Origin of the sequence: Priestia endophytica (assembly GCF_026790145.1) — a bacterium.
In the GTDB taxonomy this organism is placed as follows: domain Bacteria; phylum Bacillota; class Bacilli; order Bacillales; family Bacillaceae_H; genus Bacillus_I; species Bacillus_I endophytica_A.
The window spans coordinates 22,106-43,647 of the sequence record NZ_JALAMS010000009.1; the positions used below are offsets into that span (position 1 = coordinate 22,106).

24 protein-coding genes are annotated in these 21,542 nt (G+C 35.9%); 10 read left to right on the forward strand and 14 right to left on the reverse strand.

What is annotated here, in order from left to right; all coding sequences use genetic code 11:
• Positions 1 to 11: 11 nt before the first annotated feature.
• Positions 12 to 650 carry an HlyD family efflux transporter periplasmic adaptor subunit gene (locus MOC86_RS08115; protein WP_268583671.1) on the reverse strand — a complete coding sequence of 213 codons (639 nt, stop codon included), beginning with the start codon at positions 648 to 650 and terminating at the stop codon, positions 12 to 14.
• 308 nt (positions 651 to 958) lie between these two features.
• Between MOC86_RS08115 and MOC86_RS08120 the strand changes: the two genes are divergently transcribed.
• Positions 959 to 1,840 (forward strand): 5'-3' exonuclease, encoded by an 882-nt coding sequence (locus tag MOC86_RS08120; RefSeq protein ID WP_268583672.1) that lies wholly within the window; start codon positions 959 to 961, stop codon positions 1,838 to 1,840.
• A gap of 31 nt (positions 1,841 to 1,871) precedes the next feature.
• Here MOC86_RS08120 and MOC86_RS08125 read toward each other — a convergent pair whose 3' ends face one another.
• Complete coding sequence (locus MOC86_RS08125) at positions 1,872 to 2,279, reverse strand: carboxymuconolactone decarboxylase family protein (RefSeq protein WP_268583673.1); 408 nt, start codon at positions 2,277 to 2,279, stop codon at positions 1,872 to 1,874.
• A 137-nt stretch (positions 2,280 to 2,416) separates the two neighbouring features.
• On the opposite strand from MOC86_RS08125, the gene MOC86_RS08130 reads away from it, so the two are divergent.
• Entirely contained in the window at positions 2,417 to 2,857 is a 441-nt protein-coding gene (locus MOC86_RS08130) for an Lrp/AsnC family transcriptional regulator (RefSeq protein ID WP_040056383.1), read from the forward strand.
• 122 nt (positions 2,858 to 2,979) lie between these two features.
• Positions 2,980 to 3,453: a MarR family winged helix-turn-helix transcriptional regulator gene (locus MOC86_RS08135; RefSeq protein ID WP_019392336.1), complete on the forward strand. Its 474-nt coding sequence runs from the start codon at positions 2,980 to 2,982 to the stop codon at positions 3,451 to 3,453.
• Between the two features lie 77 nt (positions 3,454 to 3,530).
• Here the strand turns inward: MOC86_RS08135 and MOC86_RS08140 are convergent, their stop codons facing one another.
• The 4 genes from MOC86_RS08140 to MOC86_RS08155 all read right to left on the reverse strand — a co-directional run bounded on the left by MOC86_RS08140 (position 3,531) and on the right by MOC86_RS08155 (position 7,106).
• Positions 3,531 to 3,839: a hypothetical protein gene (locus MOC86_RS08140; RefSeq protein ID WP_268583674.1), complete on the reverse strand. Its 309-nt coding sequence runs from the start codon at positions 3,837 to 3,839 to the stop codon at positions 3,531 to 3,533.
• A gap of 137 nt (positions 3,840 to 3,976) precedes the next feature.
• Positions 3,977 to 4,837 (reverse strand): S1 RNA-binding domain-containing protein, encoded by an 861-nt coding sequence (locus MOC86_RS08145; protein WP_268583675.1) that lies wholly within the window; start codon positions 4,835 to 4,837, stop codon positions 3,977 to 3,979.
• A gap of 129 nt (positions 4,838 to 4,966) precedes the next feature.
• Positions 4,967 to 6,532, reverse strand: coding sequence for an FMN-binding glutamate synthase family protein (locus tag MOC86_RS08150; RefSeq protein WP_268583676.1), 1,566 nt, complete (start codon positions 6,530 to 6,532; stop codon positions 4,967 to 4,969).
• Complete coding sequence (locus MOC86_RS08155; protein WP_419146616.1) at positions 6,450 to 7,106, reverse strand: thiamine pyrophosphate-binding protein; 657 nt, start codon at positions 7,104 to 7,106, stop codon at positions 6,450 to 6,452. Before MOC86_RS08155 ends, MOC86_RS08150 begins: the two co-directional genes overlap by 83 nt.
• A gap of 209 nt (positions 7,107 to 7,315) precedes the next feature.
• On the opposite strand from MOC86_RS08155, the gene MOC86_RS08160 reads away from it, so the two are divergent.
• The 3 genes from MOC86_RS08160 to MOC86_RS08170 all read left to right on the forward strand — a co-directional run bounded on the left by MOC86_RS08160 (position 7,316) and on the right by MOC86_RS08170 (position 9,481).
• Positions 7,316 to 8,197: a permease gene (locus MOC86_RS08160; RefSeq protein ID WP_268583677.1), complete on the forward strand. Its 882-nt coding sequence runs from the start codon at positions 7,316 to 7,318 to the stop codon at positions 8,195 to 8,197.
• 13 nt (positions 8,198 to 8,210) lie between these two features.
• On the forward strand, positions 8,211 to 9,068 hold the full coding sequence (locus MOC86_RS08165; protein WP_268583678.1) for a TIGR03943 family putative permease subunit: 858 nt from the start codon (positions 8,211 to 8,213) through the stop codon (positions 9,066 to 9,068).
• 119 nt (positions 9,069 to 9,187) lie between these two features.
• Positions 9,188 to 9,481, forward strand: coding sequence for a hypothetical protein (locus MOC86_RS08170; RefSeq protein WP_268583679.1), 294 nt, complete (start codon positions 9,188 to 9,190; stop codon positions 9,479 to 9,481).
• A gap of 122 nt (positions 9,482 to 9,603) precedes the next feature.
• On the opposite strand, the gene MOC86_RS08175 is transcribed toward MOC86_RS08170, so the two are convergent.
• Entirely contained in the window at positions 9,604 to 10,947 is a 1,344-nt protein-coding gene (locus tag MOC86_RS08175) for a hemolysin family protein (protein WP_268583680.1), read from the reverse strand.
• A gap of 262 nt (positions 10,948 to 11,209) precedes the next feature.
• Entirely contained in the window at positions 11,210 to 11,464 is a 255-nt protein-coding gene (locus tag MOC86_RS08180) for a hypothetical protein (protein ID WP_268583681.1), read from the reverse strand.
• Positions 11,465 to 11,725: 261 nt separating this feature from the next.
• Between MOC86_RS08180 and MOC86_RS08185 the strand changes: the two genes are divergently transcribed.
• Positions 11,726 to 12,958 carry a polysaccharide deacetylase family protein gene (locus MOC86_RS08185; protein WP_268583682.1) on the forward strand — a complete coding sequence of 411 codons (1,233 nt, stop codon included), beginning with the start codon at positions 11,726 to 11,728 and terminating at the stop codon, positions 12,956 to 12,958.
• A 33-nt stretch (positions 12,959 to 12,991) separates the two neighbouring features.
• On the opposite strand, the gene MOC86_RS08190 is transcribed toward MOC86_RS08185, so the two are convergent.
• Complete coding sequence (locus tag MOC86_RS08190) at positions 12,992 to 14,701, reverse strand: ABC transporter ATP-binding protein (RefSeq protein ID WP_268583683.1); 1,710 nt, start codon at positions 14,699 to 14,701, stop codon at positions 12,992 to 12,994.
• A 173-nt stretch (positions 14,702 to 14,874) separates the two neighbouring features.
• Here MOC86_RS08190 and MOC86_RS08195 point away from each other — a divergent pair, with 173 nt between their 5' ends.
• Together MOC86_RS08195 and MOC86_RS08200 are read left to right on the forward strand one after the other, a co-directional pair.
• On the forward strand, positions 14,875 to 16,098 hold the full coding sequence (locus MOC86_RS08195) for an MFS transporter (RefSeq protein WP_268583684.1): 1,224 nt from the start codon (positions 14,875 to 14,877) through the stop codon (positions 16,096 to 16,098).
• A 58-nt stretch (positions 16,099 to 16,156) separates the two neighbouring features.
• Entirely contained in the window at positions 16,157 to 16,294 is a 138-nt protein-coding gene (locus MOC86_RS08200; protein ID WP_019392323.1) for a YycC family protein, read from the forward strand.
• A 40-nt stretch (positions 16,295 to 16,334) separates the two neighbouring features.
• Here the strand turns inward: MOC86_RS08200 and MOC86_RS08205 are convergent, their stop codons facing one another.
• Positions 16,335 to 16,499, reverse strand: coding sequence for a hypothetical protein (locus tag MOC86_RS08205; protein WP_268583687.1), 165 nt, complete (start codon positions 16,497 to 16,499; stop codon positions 16,335 to 16,337).
• A gap of 370 nt (positions 16,500 to 16,869) precedes the next feature.
• On the opposite strand from MOC86_RS08205, the gene MOC86_RS08210 reads away from it, so the two are divergent.
• Positions 16,870 to 17,142, forward strand: coding sequence for an HU family DNA-binding protein (locus MOC86_RS08210; protein WP_019392321.1), 273 nt, complete (start codon positions 16,870 to 16,872; stop codon positions 17,140 to 17,142).
• Between the two features lie 72 nt (positions 17,143 to 17,214).
• On the opposite strand, the gene MOC86_RS08215 is transcribed toward MOC86_RS08210, so the two are convergent.
• The 4 genes from MOC86_RS08215 to MOC86_RS08230 form a co-directional block, all read right to left on the reverse strand.
• On the reverse strand, positions 17,215 to 18,084 hold the full coding sequence (locus MOC86_RS08215) for a PhzF family phenazine biosynthesis protein (RefSeq protein WP_268583690.1): 870 nt from the start codon (positions 18,082 to 18,084) through the stop codon (positions 17,215 to 17,217).
• 208 nt (positions 18,085 to 18,292) lie between these two features.
• A complete protein-coding gene (locus MOC86_RS08220; RefSeq protein ID WP_268583692.1) occupies positions 18,293 to 19,432 on the reverse strand; it encodes an ABC transporter permease in 1,140 nt (379 codons plus the stop codon).
• On the reverse strand, positions 19,433 to 20,557 hold the full coding sequence (locus MOC86_RS08225) for an ABC transporter permease (RefSeq protein WP_268583693.1): 1,125 nt from the start codon (positions 20,555 to 20,557) through the stop codon (positions 19,433 to 19,435). It abuts the gene before it with no gap.
• Between the two features lie 17 nt (positions 20,558 to 20,574).
• Positions 20,575 to 21,510, reverse strand: a complete 936-nt coding sequence (locus MOC86_RS08230; protein ID WP_268583695.1) for an ABC transporter ATP-binding protein — start codon at positions 21,508 to 21,510, stop codon at positions 20,575 to 20,577.
• Positions 21,511 to 21,542 lie beyond the last annotated feature (32 nt).

Here is a 21,542-nt window from a genome sequence, read left to right on the forward strand (position 1 = left end):
TATCTATCTTATTAGTTTTTGTTGATTTTTACTTGTGCGTTCATTCCTGGTAAAACATTCTCAGAGTAGTTAGAGATTGAAATTTTAACTGGAATTGTGTGTGTTACTTTTGTATAGTTGCCATCAGTATTCGTGCTTGGCATTAAAGAGAAAAGTGAGTTTGTTGCAGAACCTACTTCTTCTACTTTTCCATCAATTGTTGTACCTTCGTCACCATCAACAGTGACTTCTACATCGTCACCTTTTTCAATATCTTTTAGCTTATTTTCTTCAATGTTAGCTGTTACATAAAGTTGAGTCATATCCACTACTTCAGCAACTGCTTGACCTTGTTGTACTACTTCATTATTTAAAACATCTTTTTTAACGATTTTTCCATCTTCAGGAGCTGTTACATCTACGCTGCCCTCTCCTGTATTTACATTAGCAACAGCGTTGTCTTTTGAAACATCTTCGCCTTCTTCAACAGACCAATCTGCTAATTTCCCTGACTGTGGAGCAGTGATGCTTTTCACATCTCCCATAACTTGTGCATTTTCTGTTTTGATGTAGTTAGCGTTTTGGTAGTAGTAGTACCCGCCGCCTCCAACTAATGCTAAAATAACGATGATACCAATGATGTTGATTAAAACTAAACGACCTCTTGACATAATCTTGCTCCTTTCTCCATTTAAAATAATTAATTAAATTTATATTTAACTTTATTAAATAAAAACCGTAGAATAAGCTCTTTTTTTAAGAGAGCTACTTTTTTACTACATAAAATTGTATATTCACTACGGTAATTACTTTCTTATAAAGTTAATTTACATATGGAATCTTACCATACGAATATATATAAAAGCAACAATTTTTTCTTATAATTTTTTTGGTTATTTTTTCAATAAAATCTCCCTTTTCTTCCCTCTTCTTTTTCTTCTATAATAGAGCAGGAATAACTCAAAAGGAGCTTACTATAATGAAGAAAAAAACGCTGCTGTTAATTGACGGCTTCAATTTGCTTAGTCGCGGTTACTTTGCTACAGCATATGGACGAGATGAAGAAGATCTTACAAAAAATATCGACGGCGCCTATATTAATGCTTTAAATGTATTTTTTCGAAAGCTATTTCAGCTTTTTAGACAATATGAGGTAACACATGCATTAGTTGCTTGGGATGTAAAAAGAAATGAGACAGACCGCCGAGTAAAATACGATTTTTACAAAGCAACTCGTAATGAACTTCCTCCCCCTCTTATTGAACAATACGAAACATGTCAAAAAATATTAGATGCTCTCTCAATTAAACAGATGGCTCTTGCCCCCTATGAGGCAGATGACCTTATCGGCTCTTTATCCCTTTCATGGACTGTTCAAGAGGAAGGAAAGTGTTATATTTATAGCAATGATAAGGATTTATTTCAACTATTAAATGAAGATGTAGCTCAAATTGTCGCAGGAAAACGTGGTGATAACGTTTTTACAATGGAAGATTTTCAAACGGAATATGGCATTTCACCTTCTCAATGGGTAGATGTTAAAGCACTGCTTGGCGATAAAAGTGATAATATTCCCGGTTGCCGTGGCGTTGGCGAAAAGGCAGCTCTTCCTCTTATCCAGCTTTATGGGTCTATTGACAGCCTTTATGAGAATGTTGAAACGCTTGATAAGAAGTTTAATCGATATAAGAAGAAGCTTTTAGAAGGAAGGGAAACAACCCTTGTGAGTAAAGAACTAGCTCAAATTCTCTGTTCTATTCCTGAACTTCAAGCGTTTGATTTTAATACTCTTTCTCTTGATCTTACTGAAACACTTGTATATAAAGAAATGAATAAGATAGGCATTTTCGCTTCTTTTTAAAGAGCTCCCCTGTATAAGGGGAGCTCTTATATTATGGACGTAAATCCATCATTTCACCAAAATATTGAGAAGCGGTCGTAAAACAAACAAAAGCGCAAAGTTCGCTTATTTCTTTTTCATTAAACGTTTCTTTTAATACTTCAAAAGTTCCCTGTGGGATAGCGCTCCCTACTCTTAAAAAAACACTCACAAATCCGAGAGCCTTTATCGTTTTTTCATCCTGAATATTTTTCTCAGGTTCTCTTTTAGCTTTGCAATAAAGACAGCCGTTTCCATGAGCAAGTGCTGTTCGCACATGTTCCTTTAAATCCTTTGAAAGCGACATAGTGTTTTCAAGTACTTCCCCTAATTCACTCCACTTTTTCATTACTTCTTCATTATGTCCTAGAAGCTTTTGAAATGAAGTTTCTCCATTTAATGATAAGGATATTGTTGTCATTGTTCCTCTTCCTTCCTGTTTTCAAGTAAATTATGTTACAATTATAGAAAGAAAAAGAACTTTTTCACATTTCAAATGAAACTAAAAAACAAGAGATAAATTTTATTTGATATAAATTTTGAAGAAGAAGGTTGCGTATGAAAATTGACGAGTTAGATATTAAAATTATGAAAGAACTAAAGAAAAATGCGAGGCTTTCAATACGACAACTTAGTCAAAAAGTCAATTTATCCCCACCGTCTGTAGCTGAAAGAGTTAGAAGACTTGAAGATGAAGAGGTCATTGAACGCTATACCATTGACGTCAATAGAACAAAGCTTGGTTATTCTATTGACTGTATTATTGAAGTTACCGTTAAAAATGGAAAACATGAAGCATTTAAAACGTTTATTGAGCAGCATCCTAACGCTTTATTCTGCTATCGTATTACAGGAAAGTCCTGTTTTATGGTCATGCTAACTGTGGAAAAGCTTGAACAGATTGAAGATTTTATTAACGATGTGACCTCTTATACAACAACGTTTACAAATATTATTTTTTCAAGCGTAAAACTTCAAAATGAAAGTCTTTTTACTTAGTTCATTAGAAGGAGAAAAGAACAATTTCTAGAAAGGTTTATTTGAAAACGTTTTTTTTATTATTATAATAGAAGGAGAATAAAAAGCGTTTTGGTTTTATTATAAAGGGGGCATTACCAAAAATGAGTGAATATCCAAAAGAGATAAAAGAACAGTTAGAACATATGGATCGTATGAAGGATACGTTTTTTCGCCATAAAAAAAAGCTTGTTGAAGAATTATGTAGTAAGCTTCCTTACAACATTACTCCGACAAAATATTATATGCTTAAATTTATTTACGAAAAAGAAAAATGCATGGTTGTTGATGTATCCAAAAAACTGGAGTTATCGTCTGGGGCCACAACTATTACTCTTAATCAGCTTGAAGAATATGATTTAATTGAAAGACGGCGTGATAGCCGGGATCGTCGCATTGTTTGGCTAACACTGTCGGAACAAGGAAACGAACTTGTTCGCAACGCTCTAAAAAAGCGTGATGAATTTTGGGGCAAAATGCTCGCGGTTTTAACAGAGGATGAAACAAAGGAATATTTCCGTATTCTTGAAAAAATCGAAAACGGAATTGAAAGAAATTTAGATGGGATAAAAAGATAACAGAAATCATTTTGATCTCTATTATCTTTCTACATCAAAATATGAGTTATAAGGTCATCTAATAAATACAAAATATGCTACGCTTTCTTGTGTAGTACAAGTCCGTCATACGTATTTTCCATATGATAATCTTTGAAAATAGATACGATTGTGACAAGGCCAATTACGAGAATAAGCGTAATAGCAAGAGCTGTTGTTATATCAGCAAGAGGTGCAATAATAGCAGCCGCAACGGCTGGGGTCATCGTAATACAAAGATCTTTCGGTTTTTGCTGTACGTTTGTGAGCGGTGATAGAAGCTTTCCGATCATTCCTTTCACCATAATCGTTTGTTCACCGTGAGATACGGCTTTGTGTAAAGCATGTTTTTCTGCTACTATAATCATAAGTAGAAACCTCCTCTAGTTTGCGTTATTTAGTTTAATATTCGCTACGAAGAGGAGATATCCTGCTTCAAAATGTAAAAAATATATGAATTTTCAATCATTTTGACAAAAAGCCCTTTTAGAAAGGGCTTTTTTTGTTAAGATTTCGTTATATATGTCCAACCATCTTCTTGATACACTTTCTTTTGTTTCATTAACCCTCCAAGCGCACGCTTGAAAGCTCCCTTGCTCATTCCGAACTGTTCTAAAATGTCATCTGGATGACTTTTATCACTATATGGCATCGCACCATTTCGCCCTTCCATATAAGCTAAAATTTCTTCTGCGTCATCACTCATTTTATCTTGCTTACGTGGAAAAAGAGATACATTTAAAGTGCCATCTTCTTTTACATCAATAACGCGACCGCTTACTCTTTCTCCTAAACGTGGTTCACGTTTACGTTCGCTTTCATGAATAAAACAGCGATATCCCTCTTCTGAAATCATGAAACTGCCAATTTTCATTAAACGATACACATTTCCTGTAATGTCGCTGTTATATGCAGTTTTAGGAGCTTTACGCGCTACTTGTTCCATAATATTTTCTGTCGCGAGGCGGCCAAGAAGACGACCTTTACGATCCGTTTTAATGCTCACATATAACCAATCACCAACTTCAGGCCACAAATGTTCAAGCGCTGATAAATCATCAAGGGAAACAAGCAAATCTGTGCTTATGCCAATATCAACAAAAATCCCTAAATGACGTTGAACGCCAACAACTTGCGCCCATCCATAGCGCCCTTTTTGAATATTTGGTTTCTTCATTGTAGCTGTAATACGTTCTTGTTTATCATGATAAAGGAAGACTTCTACATCTTCGCCAACTTCAATTTCACCAATAATTTCTGATTCATGTAGCAATACATCTTCACTGCCATTTGTTAAAAATACGCCGAACGGTGCTTCACGCTCCACTTCTAGCGTCACAATCGTTCCTGCTTCAATCTTACTCATGCTCTTTCTCTTCCTCCTCAATGGTGCATTTGTTGCTCCTACTAAATCTACCATGATTTAGTATAGATGTATAGATTATTTCAAGAAAGACTCGTTTTAGATTGCGCTAGTTTCTCCTACTTTTATTCTTCAACTCGATATTTTTGCCCTTTTTTCTTGTTTTTCAATGTTGCCTTTTTCATCTTTAAAAACAATATGTTCTCTTGAAAAATGAACAGGAGAAGTGATACCCGCTGCTGCAGCTAAATTATATAACCCTTCTCGAAGAGACAAGATATAATTACATACACGGAATGATTTTTCTTCTACTATAAGGGCTTTCTGCAGTTTAGGATCTGTTGTTGCAACCCCAACAGGACAATTGTTTGTATGACAAACTTGTGCTCTTATACATCCAACCGAAAACATCATGCCGCGAGCAATATTCACAAAATCAGCGCCCATTGCAAGCGCTACTGCAATCTTGTCAGGCGTAAGCAATTTTCCAGAAGCAAATACTTTTACTTTATCTCGAACTCCGTATTTTCGTAGTAAATCATCTACAATAGGCAGAGCTGTATAAATCGGCAACCCAGCAGCATCAGCAAGTTCTGAATAAGAGGCTCCAGTTCCTCCTTCACCTCCATCAATTGTGAAAAAATCTGGACTTCTCCCACTTTTTGCGATATATGCGATAAGCTCTTCAAGTTCTTTTACATTCCCTACAACAAGCTTCACACCGACCGGCTTTCCTCCAATACTACGGAGCTTTTCAATGAAATCAAGCATTCCTTCTCTGCTGCTAAACTGTTTGAAACGGTTGGGGCTATCAATCGATTCTCCAGCCTTAACTTGACGGATTTCAGCAATTTCATCTGTTACTTTTCTGCCATCAACATGGCCACCTCTTGTTTTTGCGCCTTGAGCAAGCTTCAGTTCAAATGCTTTCAGTTCTTTTATTTCACTTTTCTTTTTAAATTCTTCCCATGAAAACTCTCCATCTTTCGTTCGCACTCCAAAAAGACCTGGGCCAATTTGACAAATAATATCTGCGACCCCTTTTAAATGATGAGGCGACAATCCACCTTCTCCTGTATTCATCCATGTTCCTCCGGCAAGTTTCAGCCCTTTAGAAAGAGCTGTAATAGCCCGATCCCCAAGCGATCCATAACTTATTGCAGATTGCCCAACGTTTCCCTTTACATAGAAAGGCTTTTCACATGTATGCTCACCAATAATTTGCACAGCATCTTCATGAAGAAGATATGGGGAAGCCTCTACCTCTTCTCGATGTTCTTTTCGTCTCAACAAGTTATCTTCGTCTATTTTATAAACTTTTGTTTTTACTTTTTGCTTATTATCAACCTTCAGCTCCTCACGCTGAGCTGGAAATAGAGAATTTGCAATATAGTAACCAGGACGCTCAAATTCACGCTCCGAACCAAAACCAATTAACCTGCTTTTATATTTAGCAGATTTCATTGTTTGCTCATATTCTATCCGTGAAAATGGCTTGCTTTCATTATCATTATGAAATAAATACTGTCTCATTTCAGGTCCAATTTTCTCTAAGATGTAGCGTACCTTCCCTAAAACAGGAAAATTCCTTAGCACGGAATGTTCCTTCTGTTTTTCATCTCTTATGTAAATCCATAAAAATATGGCTCCTGGGATTAATAATAACAGCAATGCACCGACTAGAATAGTTTGCTTCATTTAAATATGTAACAGCTTTCTTTAGATCCTCCTCTCCATTTGGAACAATCTGAGCTTCTCTAAAAACTGATGAGGTATACATTAAACTCTCGTCAATTTCTTGAACAAGGATATCGTCTGGAATGGTTAAAATAGCGCCCCCTTTTTTAGCATATGCCGTTTTAATTGCTTGATTTAAAAGATCTGGGAGCGTGTCTGCTCTTTGCACCGTTTTATTGAACACGGCTACGTCATCAAACATGCGCTGCAAATTAATTTCCTGAAAATCATCTCTCCCAAGTTTTTCAGTTGATACTTGTCCAGCAAGAACGAGCATTGGTACGCTATCTGATGCTGCATCATACATCCCATTTAAAAGATGAACTGCTCCAGGACCTGCAATTGATAAACACACCCCTATTTTCCCTGTAATTTTTGCGTAGCTTGAAGCAGCGAGAGATGCTGCTTCCTCGTGGCGGACTCCAATAAATTTAATTTGCTCTTTTGCTTTTCTTAACTCCTCCATTACATTGTTGATAGAATCTCCTGGAAGACCGTATATATGATCAATATTCCATTCTTGTAGTGAACGAATTAACGCTTGACCAGCGTTGTTTTAGCCATAATGTAGTTCTTCCTTTTTTAGGTAAATATTTCACGTTGTCTAAAATTCAAACATTCTTAAATAAAAAAAGCTTCACATAGTGAAACTTTTTATTTCTCTATTCGTTTGTAACTATGTGTCTTTGTTGTTCTCTTTCATCAACGTGGATTACGATTACTTTACAAGGAGATGGAAGACTTATGTCAAAAGAATCTTTTTTACAAATGAATACGGTTTTTATTAGTATATTAGTAGAGGCCCTACCATTCGTCGTTCTTGGCGTCATTATCTCGGGCGTGATTCAAATGTTCATTACAGAAAATATGCTAGCTAAAATTATTCCTAAGAATCGTTTTCTCTCTGTTATAGTGACCTCTGTGCTTGGAAGCCTTTTTCCTGCTTGTGAGTGCGGCATTGTCCCTATTACAAGACGACTTATCGGAAAAGGAGTTCCTCTTCATGGAGCTACAAGCTTTATGCTAACAGGACCTGTTATCAACCCTGTTGTGATTTTCTCCACATATGTAGCATTTGGGAATGATTGGAAGATGGTTGGCTATCGGTGCATTTTATCCTTTATTGTAGCTCTTTTTGCTGGTTGGATTATCTCCCTTCAATTTAAGGACGGGCAGCTACGCAATGAGGCTACACACCATCATCATGACCATTCCCTTGCTTTTTCGAAGAAGTTTAGCGATATGGTACGTCACACATTAGATGAATTTTTCTCAGTTGGTAAGTTTTTTATCATTGGAGCCTTAATTGCGGCAGCGATGCAAACATTTGTTAAAACATCCACACTTCTTTCTTTAGGAGATGGACCTATTATGTCTATTATAATAATGATGGCACTCGCTTTCGTTCTTTCTCTTTGCTCATCAGCTGATGCTTTTGTTGCTTCATCTTTCCGAAGCACGTTCAGTAATGGCTCACTTGTTGCATTCTTAGTATTTGGTCCAATGTTTGATATTAAAAATATGCTTGTTATGCTCGGAACTTTTAAGTCTAAACTCGTATTTTTCCTACTCTTCTACGTTACGATTTTTGTCTTTTTAGGAGCACTTATTATTTCTTATTTGTAAAGGAGGAGACAAAGTGGTACGCATTTTAATCTTAATTGGTTTTAGTTTTATTTTTATGCACCTGCATGCTACAGGAACAATTAATAAATATATTAATATGAAATATAGCTATATCTCATTTAGTACGATATTTATCTTTATTTTACTAACCATTGCTCAAGTTTATTTTTACGTAAAAGATGGTGATAAGAAAAATCACGATGATCATGAACATGATCATTCATGCAGCTGTGGCCATGATCACAGTCATGATGAAGATAAATGGTACAAAAAGCTCGTTGTGTACCCGATTATGATTTTCCCTCTCGTTGCTGTTATGTGCTTCCCAATTGCAACGCTTGATTCAAAAATGGTTGAAGCAAAAGGATTTCACTTTCCTATTCTAGAAGGTGATGATGCATCAAGTAACCATCAAATTTTGCAACCTGATACAAGCACATATTACGGAGCAGAAGATTACGAAAAATTAATGGATAAATCAAAGAAACAGTATGAAAAGAAAAACTCCATTATTCTAAATGACGACAATTATTTAAAGGGAATGGAAACCATCTATAATTTCCCTGGAGAGTTCACAGGAAAAATGGTATCACTAACCGGTTTTTCTTATAATAGTGATGACTTGAAGAAGAATGAAGTTTTTCTATTTAGATTCGGAATTATTCACTGTGTAGCAGATTCGGGTGTCTATGGGATGCTCATTCAATTCCCAGACGATATGGACTTGGAAAATGACGAATGGCTACGTGTAAGTGGAGAACTAGACACAATGTATTATCAACCATTCAAAAAAACAATTCCTGTTTTAAAAGTGAAAAAGTACGAGAAGATAAGCGAACCAGAAGATACTTATGTTTATCGTCAATACTAATAAAAAAAGCCGCTTAATGCGGCTTTTTTATTAGGCATTTGTCTATTTTTTTTAGGACAAATCCCCGAATTTTATCTTTCGTATATATTATAAGAGACTCGTAAAAGGAGGTAATACATGTGCATCATCACTCTTACTTTCCTCATTATTATCAAAGAAACTATAAGCCGAACAACCAAAATGAACAAAATTATTCTTCATCACATCATGAAAATTTTGCCCACCCTACTACTCCCCCATTTCCATATGGAGAAGGAAGTTTAGAATATCGTTTGAATTATCTTTCTTACCAAGTTCAGCAACTTATTGAGCAAAACAAACAGCTTCTTGAGCGTTTAGATCGAAAAGCTCCTGAACAAAGTCAAACGGTCACAGCACCAAGTGGAGGCGGCTCTATTATTGTCCGGATGTGAACACTAGAGTGGAAGGTCTTCCTCTTAAAGGAGTCCTTCATTGATAAAAAGTGGACAAGTTTAAGTGAATTTCTCCATAAAAAAACTCCTGCTATTTTGCAGGAGCTTCTGAGTTTTCTTTCCTATCCGTGCTTTCGTTCCGTATCCTCTTCCATTTCTTCATTTAATTCTTTAATTAAGAAAGAGACTTGAAGAATTTGATGATTTTCAATTTCTACTACTTCAAAACGGTACTGATCATCTTCAACAACAGGATTCTCATCTGGGGTTGAAGCCATTTTCACTTGCATCCATCCCCCTATTGTATCAACGTTCTCTCGCTGATCAAACGTCATTCCGAATCGCTCTTCTAAATCATCTAAAAGAACGCGTCCATTTAAAAGATAGTAGCCCTGTTCTTGTTCTACTACGTCTGGAATTTCATCAGTATCAAATTCGTCTTGAATGTCACCAACAATTTCTTCTAATATATCCTCCATCGAAATAATTCCTGACGTTCCTCCATATTCATCCATAACAACGGCAATATGAATGTGTTCTTTTTTCATCTTCACTAACACATCTTGCAAACGTGTTGATTCATGAATAAAAGGAATCGGATGGATATGTTTTTTCATATTTAATGATCGTCCAAGAACAAGGTTTGTGACCATTTCCTTAGCATTTACAACACCGATAATTTTGTCTTTATCTCCTTCTTCTGTTACAGGGTAACGTGTAAAGTGGTTTTCATCAATAATTTGTAAAAGCTCTTCCTTTTCCATCTCCTGATCAAAAACAATCATTCTTGTTCTTGGTACCATAATATCTTTTGCAACCCTTTCATCAAATGAAAGGATGTTTTGCATATACGAAAGCTCTGTTTGATTGATTTCTCCACTTTGATAACTCTGCGTCATAATAATTTTAAGCTCTTCTTCTGAGTGTGCTTGTTCATGACCCGCAGGCTTTACCCCAAATATGCGAAGGATAATACGCGCTGAGCCGTTTAAAAGCCAAATAAGAGGAAATAAAATTTTCCCAAATAGCACAAGCGGCTGAGCTAACAAAAGCGTAACTCTTTCAGTATACTGGATAGCCAATGTTTTCGGAGCAAGTTCTCCTAAGACAACATGTAAAAACGTCATAATACCTAATGCAAGCGCGTAAGAAACAACTGTTGTCCAAGCTGTAGGAATGCCCAATTCATGAAATACAGGGTGCAAAAGTCGTTCTACAGTAGGTTCTCCAAGCGTCCCAAGACCTAAAGCTGTCACTGTGATTCCGAGCTGACAAGCTGAAAGGTAATAATCCAAATTGGTTACTAGTTTCTTTACAGCAACCGCTTTTTTATTTCCTTCTGAGATAAGCTGCTCAATGCGCGACATTCTTACTTTTACAACAGCAAATTCGGCCCCTACAAAAAAGGCTGTCAATACAATTAAAAGAGCTACTAATATTAAATTAATGATAATGGTCGTGTCCAACTTATCCCCTCTAAAAAGAGGGAATCACCTCCGCTATAAAAATTATTTATATCTACCCGTAGAGTGATGACCATGAGATAGGTACCCAAGCCAAAACGGTCCTTTGTTTTCAATTAATACGGTTACATTCTTCTGACTAATCGTTCTCCATAGCGCCTTCCCAACGTCTTCACCCCCTTTTTATTAGCTTATATTTTAGCATATATTAACTTCTATGTATATTTATTATTCCGGAACCGTTTTTTACTCTTTTCACTATGTATTACAACACATTTGTAAAATGCAGAAGAAGCACAGCCCCTCCTAAAACGACACACGATACATGACCTTCCCTTTTTTCTTTTTTAAACTCTGTTATGTTATTGAAGATAAGTGACAGAGACATAGCTACTAGCATCCAAGAAACAACGTTAAAATTCTCGATATTCCCTTTCTTTTCCATAATGAGTATAGTTAAAGCCAATATGATGGTGAAAATAGAAAAAACTATACCACCTGCTTTACATAAGCGATCCATCTTTCCATCCCTTTCTCAAAACTTCTCCTTTTCTTCTTTTTTCAAAAAGTTTACGAAATGCATGCCTTCCCTTTATTTTAACATATAGTAAAGATTTACAAAAAGTATAGAGGAAATATTCAATGAATTTAAATTAGTTAATATCTTCCGATAATTATCATTTTTTACCTTATATATTACACTTTTATTACATTTTCATTGCAAATGTAAAGAGAGTCTATTATACTCACATATAGAGAAAAAAATTTAGGAGTTTTTGAGATGAAGAAAAAAGGGGTTATTGTTTTATCTTGTTTGTTTTTAGTATTTATTGTCGGATTTGCTTCATATCTCTTCTATAAGAAAGAAAATGCAGAAGAAGCTCCACAAGCTCTCGTAACAGAAAAGGAGTACACGCCAATTTATTCTGTTCCTTCTCCTTACACTGAAAGAGAAGTTAAAGGGTATTTAACTAAGAATACTGAGTATCGCAACTACATGGCATTTAACCAAGACTGGTGGCGAGTTGCTGTTGGAAACGACGTTGGCTATGTTCCACGCAAGGAAACGAAAATAGCGAGTGCAACAGCTGTCAAAGATCAGTCGCTAACGAGCGCTTTTGAGGGAGAAACATTCTTAGTAAAAAAATCAACTCCGATTTATCGCTCAATGTCTAAAACGTCTAAAAAAATTGGCGAATTTGATCAGCGTACTCAAATTGAAGCAAAAGATACAAATCAAGATTGGATGGAAGTGAACGTTGGCGGTCTTATCGGTTACATTCCAAAAGATAGTGTTGAAAAACAGAATGGCGTTCCTGTTCTTATGTATCATCACCTTTTAAAAGATGAGGAGAATCATAACTTCAGAGATGTTTCCACAACTATTACTCCTGAAGCCTTTGATGAACAAATGAAGTGGCTTCATGACAACGGCTATACTGCTATTACGCTCAAAGAATTAGAGCCTTACATACAAGGAAAAAAAGCGTTACCTGAAAAATCTGTTGTCATTACATTTGATGATGGGATTATTTCTTCGAGAGAGTATGCTTATCCTATTCTTAAAAAATATGGATTTAAAGCAGAAAACTTCATTATTACAGGTAGAATTTCAAAAGAAAGTAAACCATTCAATCCAGATCGATTAGACTTTTTAAGCTATCAAGATATGGAGAAAATGAAGGATGTGTTCTCGTTTGGTTCTCACACAAATGCACTTCATTCAATGAATGAGGAGAATAAACGCGGGATGATTACCCAACTTCCTTATGAGCAAGTGTTAGCAGACTTCAAACAAAGTAGACAAGCACTTCCATCTCACTCTGCATACTTTGCTTATCCTTTCGGACACTTAAATGAGACATCTGTTCAAGCTGTCAAAGATGCAGGCTTTACCCTAGCCTTTACAACACAAAAAGGCTACGTCTTTCCTGGAGATAACCCACTGCTGCTTAACCGATTCGGCATCGGACCAGATATAACATTAGAAAAGTTTCAAGAGATTTTCAAATAAAAAAGATTCAGCATAACTGCTGAATCTTTTTTATTATCCAAACTGTGCCTGGTGAAGACGGCTATATATTCCCTTTTCTCCTAGCAATCTATCGTGTGTTCCTTGTTCTGTTATACCACTTTTTGTGACCACCATAATGCGATCTGCGTTTTTGATTGTAGCAAGACGATGAGCAATAACAAGAGTTGTGCGCCCTTTTGAAAGCTCATTTAACGCTTGTTGGATGGCAACTTCTGTTTCAGTATCAAGAGCAGAGGTTGCTTCATCTAAAATTAAAATTGGTGGGTTTTTAAGAAAAATTCGTGCAATAGCAAGGCGTTGTTTTTGACCGCCAGAAAGTTTTACTCCTCGCTCTCCAATAATCGTGTCAAGTCCGTCAGACTGATTTGAAATAAAGTCAGACAGCTGGGCTTTACGAGCTGCTTCTTCTATCTCTTCCTCTGTTGCGTCTAACTTACCATAGCTTAAATTCTCCCGAATCGTACCTGAGAAAAGGAAAACATCTTGCTGCACAATGCCAATTTGGCTACGCAGTGATTGAAGAGTAAAGTCCCGAATGTCTACGCCATCAATTGTAATTTGCCCTTCTTCAATCTCATAAAAACGAGGAAGCAAGCTGCACAAAGTTGTTTTTCCTGCTCCTGATGGACCTACAAACGCAACTGTCTCACCCTCTTTAATAGAAAGGGTTAGGCCATTTAAGACTCTTTCCATATTTTTGTATCGAAATGCAACGTTTTCGTAACGGATTTCTCCTTTTACCGTCATATCTTTAGCGTGCTCTGCATCAACGATATCAGGATGTGTATCCATGATTTCAGTATAACGCTTGAACCCGGCAATTCCTTTTGGATAACTTTCGATCACCGCATTAATTTTTTGAATTGGTCCTATTAAAATATTAGAAAGGAGAAGAAACGCAACAAACTCTCCATATGTAAGCTGACCTTTTATAACGAAAAGCGTTCCAAACAAAAGAGTAAAGAGTGTTACAGTGCGCATAAGCATGTAGTTGGCCATAATATTTTGAGCCATAATTTTATAAGATTGAAGCTTTGTTTGGCGATAGCGTTCATTGTTTACTTCAAAGCGTTTTTGTTCATGTTCTTCATTTGCAAATGCTTTTACAACGCGAATGCCTCCAATGCTATCCTCTACGCGGGCATTAATATCCCCTACATCACTAAACATTTTACGGAACGTTTTTGTCATCTTTTTGTTAAAGTGAATAGCACAAATCATTAAAAATGGGATAACGATAAAAGAAAGTACAGCAAGTTTCCAATTAATCGTAAGCATAATTCCAAATGCGCCTAGAAGCGTCATAATAGCGACAAATACATCCTCAGGTCCATGATGGGCAACTTCCCCGATCTCTTCTAGGTCTTTTGTCAGCCTTGAAATCGAATGTCCTGTTTTATTTTCGTCATAGTAGCTAAAAGAGAGCTTTTGCATGTGACCAAAAAGCTTTCTTCTCATATCTGTTTCGATATTAATACCAAGTTTATGTCCCCAAAAAGTTACAATGTACTGAAGACCTGTATTAAGAAGATAAATAGCCAAAAGACCTAAACATGCCAATGAGATAACAGTCCAGTTTTCCATAGGAAGTAAACGATCAATCACTTCATTTACAGCAATCGGAAAAGCAAGCTCTAAAATCCCAACAAAAACAGCACATGAAAAATCAAGGATGAAAAGTTTCTTATATGGTTTATAGTATGAAAAAAAACGTTTTAACACCTTTTTCCTCCCTTATCATTATAGTATAACTCCATACAATGATAATGATTATCATTGTGTTTTACAAGCTTTTTTTATCTCTTTTCTCTCCCTTATCTTGAATTCCTTTTCATTTGTGCCTATCATAAAGAGTAGCTTTTCTATTTTACATATTTTGAAAGGAGGATTTTTTTATGGGAACTACTGTTGCTGCACCAAAACCGGATAACATAGAAAAAATAACAGTGTACAACATTTTATTTATTATTGGACTTTGTCATTTATTAAATGATGCCTTACAAGCTGTTATCCCTGCTATGTTTCCAATTTTAGAAAGATCAATGGGATTGACATTCACACAACTTGGACTTATTTCTTTTACCCTTAACATGGTTTCTTCTGTCATGCAGCCTGTTGTAGGGCTTTATACAGACAAGAAGCCGATCCCTTATGCTCTGCCACTTGGGCTTACAAGCAGTATGCTTGGCATGTTTTTTCTTGCTTTTGCTCCTTCATTTGAAACTATTTTACTTTGTGTATTTTTTATCGGGCTTGGATCTGCAATTTTTCATCCAGAAGGTTCGCGTGTAGCCTACATGGCAGCTGGAAATAGACGCGGGCTTGCTCAATCTATTTATCAAGTTGGAGGAAATTCAGGGCAAGCGCTTGCTCCTCTAATGACAGCCCTTGTGCTAGCAAAGCTTGGGCAAGGTGGAGCTGCTTGGTTTACAATCTTTGGCGGGGTGGCCGTTGCTCTACTTTTTTATATTGCTAGATGGTATAGTTCACGCCTTGTTATGTATACGCCGAAGAAGCGAAAAGCACAGCGCCAGATGAATGTAGAATCTAAAAAGGCAATTAAAGGCGCATTACTTATTATTATTTTTCTCATCTTTGCCCGTTCTTGGTATATTAGTGCTATTTCTAATTTTTATGCTTTTTATACGATTCAAAACTATGAAGCAAGTATCTCTGAATCTCAAAGCTATATTTTTCTTTTTCTTCTCATGGGAGCCGTTGGGACATTTTTAGGCGGACCTCTTGCAGATCGTTTCGGCAAAAGAAACGTGATTTTATTTTCAATGCTTGGAACCGTTCCATTCTCACTTTCCCTCCCATACGTCAGTCCGCTCTTAGCTTACTTTTTTCTAGCTCTCATTGGGCTCGTTTTAATGTCTAGCTTTTCTGTAACTGTTGTATATGCACAAGAACTTGTGCCAGGGAAAATTGGTACAATGTCCGGATTAACCGTTGGATTGGCATTTGGAATGGGAGCTATTGGTGGCGTTGCTTTAGGGTTTTTTATTGATAAAATAGGTCTTAATCCAACGATCATTAGCGTAGGTTTCCTCCCTATCCTTGGATTTTTAACGTTTCTTCTTCCAAAAGATGAACGGATCCAAGAGTGGTATAAATAAGGGTCACGTACAGCTTTGATTTATGATATGATAAAAAAAAAGCTAAGGAGAAACTTGTATGAGACCTTTACAAATATCGGCTGAAACAGCTCAAAAACTAGCACAGTCGCTGAATATGCCGCTTGAGCAAATTATGCATATGCCACAGCATATTCTACTTGCAAAGCTTGCGGAAATGCAAAAAGAAGAACAATAAAAACAAAAGGCAGAAGAAACTCTTCTGCCTTTTTATAATACTATCTTTTTTTAGATTGCTGCTTTTCTTCCAATAAATCAATAAAGCGATGAATCTTCTCGCTTGTTTGTTTCACATCGCTTTCTTTTGCTGAAGACGTCATTTCCTCTATCATATTTGAAAGCTGCTCTCGTTCTTGTTCTGTTAGCATTGTCCAATCTGCCACTGTATCCCTCCTGATATCTTTCCCTTTAAAAATAGATTATTTTTCTCTCTTTATAGCAAACTTTTCTTTCTAGAGCCTCTTCCAATAGACGGTTCTTTTCCGCTTATAAAGTGCTTTTTCCCCATCTTTCCTATTGTACAAATATCATCTTAGGAGAGCAAAATAAATTTTTTTAATAGAAAAGGTTTATTCTATGAAAGATTCGGTTATTACTGATAACAGGTTATCATAAAAACATATCATGCTTCATGTATAACCAAACTAATTTTTTATTTTAAACAATTTCTCTTGTGTAGAAGAGATGATGCTTGTAAAATGTTTCATATAAAGGATATTTCTACACAAAAGCTAAAATGAAGAGGTGTTTAGTGTGAATAAAACAGATTTAATTAATGCAGTAGCTGAAAAAGCAGAACTAAGCAAAAAAGATGCAACAAAAGCTCTTGATGCTTTGTTTGACACAATTTCATCAACATTATCAAAAGAAGAGAAAATTCAGCTCATTGGCTTCGGTACATTTGAAGTACGTGAGCGCTCAGCTCGTACAGGCCGTAACCCACAAACAGGAGAAGAAATTCAAATCCCAGCTTCAAAAGTACCTGCCTTTAAAGCAGGGAAAGAGTTAAAAGAAGCTGTTAAGTAAACAAAAAATGTCACTACAAAGGAGTCGCCTTCTCATTGAGAAGGCGACTTTTTTTCCTACCTAACACCTAACCTATACGTTCCATGCACCAGAAGCAATATGTTCGACATATCCACCAACTTCGATATGAAATTTCTCATCCTTTTTTACTTTTACAAACAAAAGAGAAGGTCTTCCTATCTCATACCCTTGTTCGACCGTCATAGATATAGAGCTTTCCCCAAAATAGCTGTGGTAGACGCAGTAGGCACCAAGACAGCCATTAGCACTTCCTGTCGCTGGATCTTCTGGGACTCCATAGTAAGAGCAAAAATCACGAGCATGCAGCGTATTCCCTTCTACTGTTTCAGGACAAAATACCATGATTGCTTTTACTTCTCTATCTTTTATCATTTCAAAATAAGATCTTTCGTTCACAACAATGTTTTTAACGGTTTGTAGTGTTTTAATAGGAGCAATAATGACAGGTAGTCCTGTTGAAACTTCTTGAACAGGATATGTATCACAAAGCTCTTCTGTCCCTATATTTAAAACAGCAGCAGCTTCTTCTTTTTCAATCGTTGCCCCAAATGTTGGTTCGTTTTGGAGCATAAAAACTTTTCCATCCTCTTCAAATGTAACTGAAATTGGGCCAATTTTGTAACGCAAGGTAATATTTTTCACATCTTCTTCTAATAAATGTTGTCTAATAATATGTGCTGTTCCTAATGTGGGATGACCTGCAAATGGAACCTCTTCTGTTGGGGTAAAAATCCTTACGTCCCACGCTCCATCCCTTTCTTTATCATCCAAAATAAAAGTTGTTTCAGAGAAATTCACTTCTTTTGCAATCTTCTGCATCTCTTCTGTTGATAAATGACGAGCATTTTCAAAAACAGCAAGCTGATTTCCGCTGTAGCGCCCTTTTGAAAATACATCAACAATATGAAATTTAAGGGTCATTACACGTCCTCCTTTTTATAAATTTTACCATATCCTATTAAAATATATATTTGTTAGTTTTCGAGTCTCATGCTTCAGGTTGCTGTTATTTACTAGTTACAATAAGAACGTCAGCAACTTATAAAAAGAGCTAATTTCCCAGCTCTATATCAGAAATTAGCTCTTTTTATTCTTTTAACTTCTTTGATTATAGGCAAGACAAGTTTTGTTAAACAAACGTTCTTACACTTTTATTTCGACTAAATTTATAGATAGCAATCAAAAAGAAAGCAATCCCAAATGAAAACAGCACAATAAAATTCATATACAAATCTTCTAATCCTCTTCCTTCTTGAAATGATGTAATAGTTTCTAATACCCATTTTTGTGGAAGAAAGTCAGCAATTTTCTGAATAGAATCTGGCATGACTTCAATAGGCCAAAAGCAGCCTGATAGCATGCATGTAGGAATAAGTACGGCATTTTGTAAAGCAGGTGCTGCAGAAGTTGAATTTACAAAGGAAATGAGCGCTAATGAAAGCCCGACGGAAACAAAAGAGAATAAGAACATAAGAGAAAAAAGTTTCCAGGACGGCATTCCGTAATCAATGTGAAAAACAGCTTTCATAACGGTTAACGTTAAGATAACCTGTACGCTCATCACAATCATATTTACAATAATATTTGCTGCTACATACTGTCTTGCTGTAATAGGAGCTGCCGTAATTCTATAATAAGTTCTCGTCTCTTTCTCTTTTAAAATAAGCAGTGATAGTGACATAGCAAAGGACAACATGATGACAATTAGAAAACCAATGGAGCTGTACGTCATTTGCTTATACTGAGATGTGTTTTCAAGAGCTGCAGCTGTGACCCTAACTTCAGAGTTCTGATAGCGGTTATAAACAAGCTGAAACTCTTCATTACCCTCTGTTCCACGCGCAATTGAAGCCACATTATCAATATAACTAGAAAGATAGCTTTTTACAAAAGCCGTCGCTTCTTCTCCTTTAAGAGATACAAGCTCAACCCCTTCTGGTTTTCCTCTTTTAACACTTTCTTCAAATCCGCTTTTAAAAATAACAATAAGATCTTTTTCTCCTGCTGTTAGAGATTCCTCTTGTTGTTTAATTGAAATTTTTTCAACATTCGTATTTTCTAGCCCTTTTAAAAACGAGAAAGTGTCTTTTGTAAGTCCGCTTTTATCTTCATCAACAACGCCAATTCGGATGTCCGGATTGGCACTTCCATGTATAACCGTTGATAAAATAATCCCTGCAAGAGGAATAAACAAATATAAAAGAAGACCTCCTTTCATATTTAACAAGCTTTTTATAATATTTTTTATAATCCATCCTGTTTCTTTCACTTATAGTCCCTCCCGTCTCTGCAAAGCAAAAATAGTGATTAAAATAAGCAGTAAAGCGATCCCTATATTACTAAAGAGAACAGTGAAAGCTGTGTCAAAACTTCCAGCATATATAACATCTAAAATTCCTTTATTTGCCCAATGAAGGGGAGAAAGATTTACGATAAGATGCAAAAATGTGCCCTTTTCTGCTGTGAAAGGAAAATATGCTCCTCCAAAAAAGTTAGCGAGCTGTACAAAGACAATGGAAATAACGCTTGTTGTTTGAGGGGTTTTAGCAATATAGCTAATACAAATTCCTAAACTGACGGCTAGAAATACTTCCGTAGCTAAAAGGAGGAAAATAAGAAAAAGATGATCCCCCCAATTCGCTTTAAAAATGTATTTACTAAATAAAATAACTGCTAAGAGGAACATCATATTCACTACTAAATTCCCTAAAACCTTGCCAACGAAAATTTCAAACTTGCTAATTGGTGAAGATAGAAGTCTGTCACTCGTATGAAGCACTGTTTCTCCTCTTAAAAGATGAAAACTATGAAACAAGCTAAAAAATGCTGTCATTGTTGTCATCACAACAGCGTAGTAATCCATCGCATTTGGCTTATCTGGTGAGTTTAGTGACCTTTCTTTCATGTAGTCACTGTTGCTTGCTGTTATAGCTTCTTCTATTCCTTTAGGATTTATTTTAGCTACTTCATATACAGCATTATATCGATCTACGAAATTTTGCATAATAGCTTGAACAACGCTTTGTTCAACAGAAGCAGTGCTATTTTTATAAATTTTCACCTCTTTTGAGTGAAGTTCAATATAAGCTGTATATTCCCCCTTCCTTATCGCTTCTTTTCCATCTAATCTTCCCTTTGCTTCCTTAAAAGATAGATCATTTTCTTTCTCCATTTCTTTTATAAAACTTTTAAAACTTTCGGTAAATTCACTGTCTCCTTTACTTTTATACAGAACGTTCACCTCATTAATAGATACATCTTTTGAAAACGCTCCTGAAAGAGCTGTTCCTAAAATAAACATAAGACCAATCGGAAGAGCGAGATAAAAAAGAAACATTTGTTTATCTCGACAGTAGCTTTTTACTTCCTTTACCATCAGATTGATTATCCTCATAAATCCTCCCTCCTTTCCTAGTCTCTTAGATTACGCCCTGTTAATGTTAAAAACACCGTTTCTAAATTAGGCGCTTTTTCTTCCAATGAACTTATTTCTACTTCTGCTTTCAGTAAAGTTTGAATAATTTTATTCAAGTTTTGAATTTCTACATCTGAATAAATTTTAATTATATTTCCTTCAATGCTTGCACGCTTTACTCCACCAATTTCTTCGATAGATTCACAATTAACATGCAAGGGATCTTTCACTTCAACCCATAGCTCTTTTACATCTGTAATCAGCGACTTAAGATTTTCTTTTGATCCTTTTGCAATAATTTTGCCATGGTCAACAATCGCAATGTTCGTACATAGCGCTTCTACTTCTTCCATATAATGACTTGTGTAAATGATGGTAGAACCTATTTCATTAAGCTTTTTGACTGATTCCAAAATGTGTTTACGAGACTGAGGATCAATACCAACCGTTGGTTCATCCATAATTAATAGCTTTGGTCGATGTGCAATCGCACATGCAATATTCAGACGGCGTTTCATTCCTCCTGAGAAACTTTTCGGAAAACTTTTTGCTTTATCTATAAGCCCTACAAACTCTAAAGCTTCTTCAACACGCTGTTTTAACAAACTTCCTCTTAGTCCATAAAGTCCAGCGAAGAATTTAATATTTTCACTTGCTGTTAGATTTTCATAAATGGCAATATCTTGCGGAACAATTCCAACATTCATTTTGGCAAACTTTCGGTGTTTAGTAATGCTTTTTCCTAAAATCTCAATTTCACCTTCTGTAATTTGCAACAAGCTTGCTATCATATTAATCGTTGTACTTTTTCCAGCTCCATTCGCTCCAAGCAAACCAAAAATCTCACCTTTTTGGATTGATAAAGACATATTATCAACAGCGATAAAGTCATTAAATTTTCTTGTGACATTTCTCAATTCTAAAACGTTCATACCATCACCCTTTCAGTTCCTTATCTTTTCTC

Bases quoted from the DNA above. Each gene is read 5' to 3' on its own strand.
- MOC86_RS08145 (WP_268583675.1), bottom strand. From the start codon at position 4,837: ATGAGTAAGATTGAAGCAGGAACGATTGTGACGCTAGAAGTGGAGCGT.
- MOC86_RS08135 (WP_019392336.1), top strand. From the start codon at position 2,980: ATGAGTGAATATCCAAAAGAGATAAAAGAACAGTTAGAACATATGGAT.
- MOC86_RS08225 (WP_268583693.1), bottom strand. From the start codon at position 20,557: ATGAGGATAATCAATCTGATGGTAAAGGAAGTAAAAAGCTACTGTCGA.
- MOC86_RS08150 (WP_268583676.1), bottom strand. From the start codon at position 6,532: ATGAAGCAAACTATTCTAGTCGGTGCATTGCTGTTATTATTAATCCCA.
- MOC86_RS08160 (WP_268583677.1), top strand. From the start codon at position 7,316: ATGTCAAAAGAATCTTTTTTACAAATGAATACGGTTTTTATTAGTATA.
- MOC86_RS08200 (WP_019392323.1), top strand. From the start codon at position 16,157: ATGAGACCTTTACAAATATCGGCTGAAACAGCTCAAAAACTAGCACAG.
- MOC86_RS08195 (WP_268583684.1), top strand. From the start codon at position 14,875: ATGGGAACTACTGTTGCTGCACCAAAACCGGATAACATAGAAAAAATA.
- MOC86_RS08120 (WP_268583672.1), top strand. From the start codon at position 959: ATGAAGAAAAAAACGCTGCTGTTAATTGACGGCTTCAATTTGCTTAGT.
- MOC86_RS08215 (WP_268583690.1), bottom strand. From the start codon at position 18,084: ATGACCCTTAAATTTCATATTGTTGATGTATTTTCAAAAGGGCGCTAC.
- MOC86_RS08180 (WP_268583681.1), bottom strand. From the start codon at position 11,464: ATGGATCGCTTATGTAAAGCAGGTGGTATAGTTTTTTCTATTTTCACC.
- MOC86_RS08125 (WP_268583673.1), bottom strand. From the start codon at position 2,279: ATGACAACAATATCCTTATCATTAAATGGAGAAACTTCATTTCAAAAG.
- MOC86_RS08115 (WP_268583671.1), bottom strand. From the start codon at position 650: ATGTCAAGAGGTCGTTTAGTTTTAATCAACATCATTGGTATCATCGTT.
- MOC86_RS08130 (WP_040056383.1), top strand. From the start codon at position 2,417: ATGAAAATTGACGAGTTAGATATTAAAATTATGAAAGAACTAAAGAAA.
- MOC86_RS08185 (WP_268583682.1), top strand. From the start codon at position 11,726: ATGAAGAAAAAAGGGGTTATTGTTTTATCTTGTTTGTTTTTAGTATTT.
- MOC86_RS08230 (WP_268583695.1), bottom strand. From the start codon at position 21,510: ATGAACGTTTTAGAATTGAGAAATGTCACAAGAAAATTTAATGACTTT.
- MOC86_RS08140 (WP_268583674.1), bottom strand. From the start codon at position 3,839: ATGATTATAGTAGCAGAAAAACATGCTTTACACAAAGCCGTATCTCAC.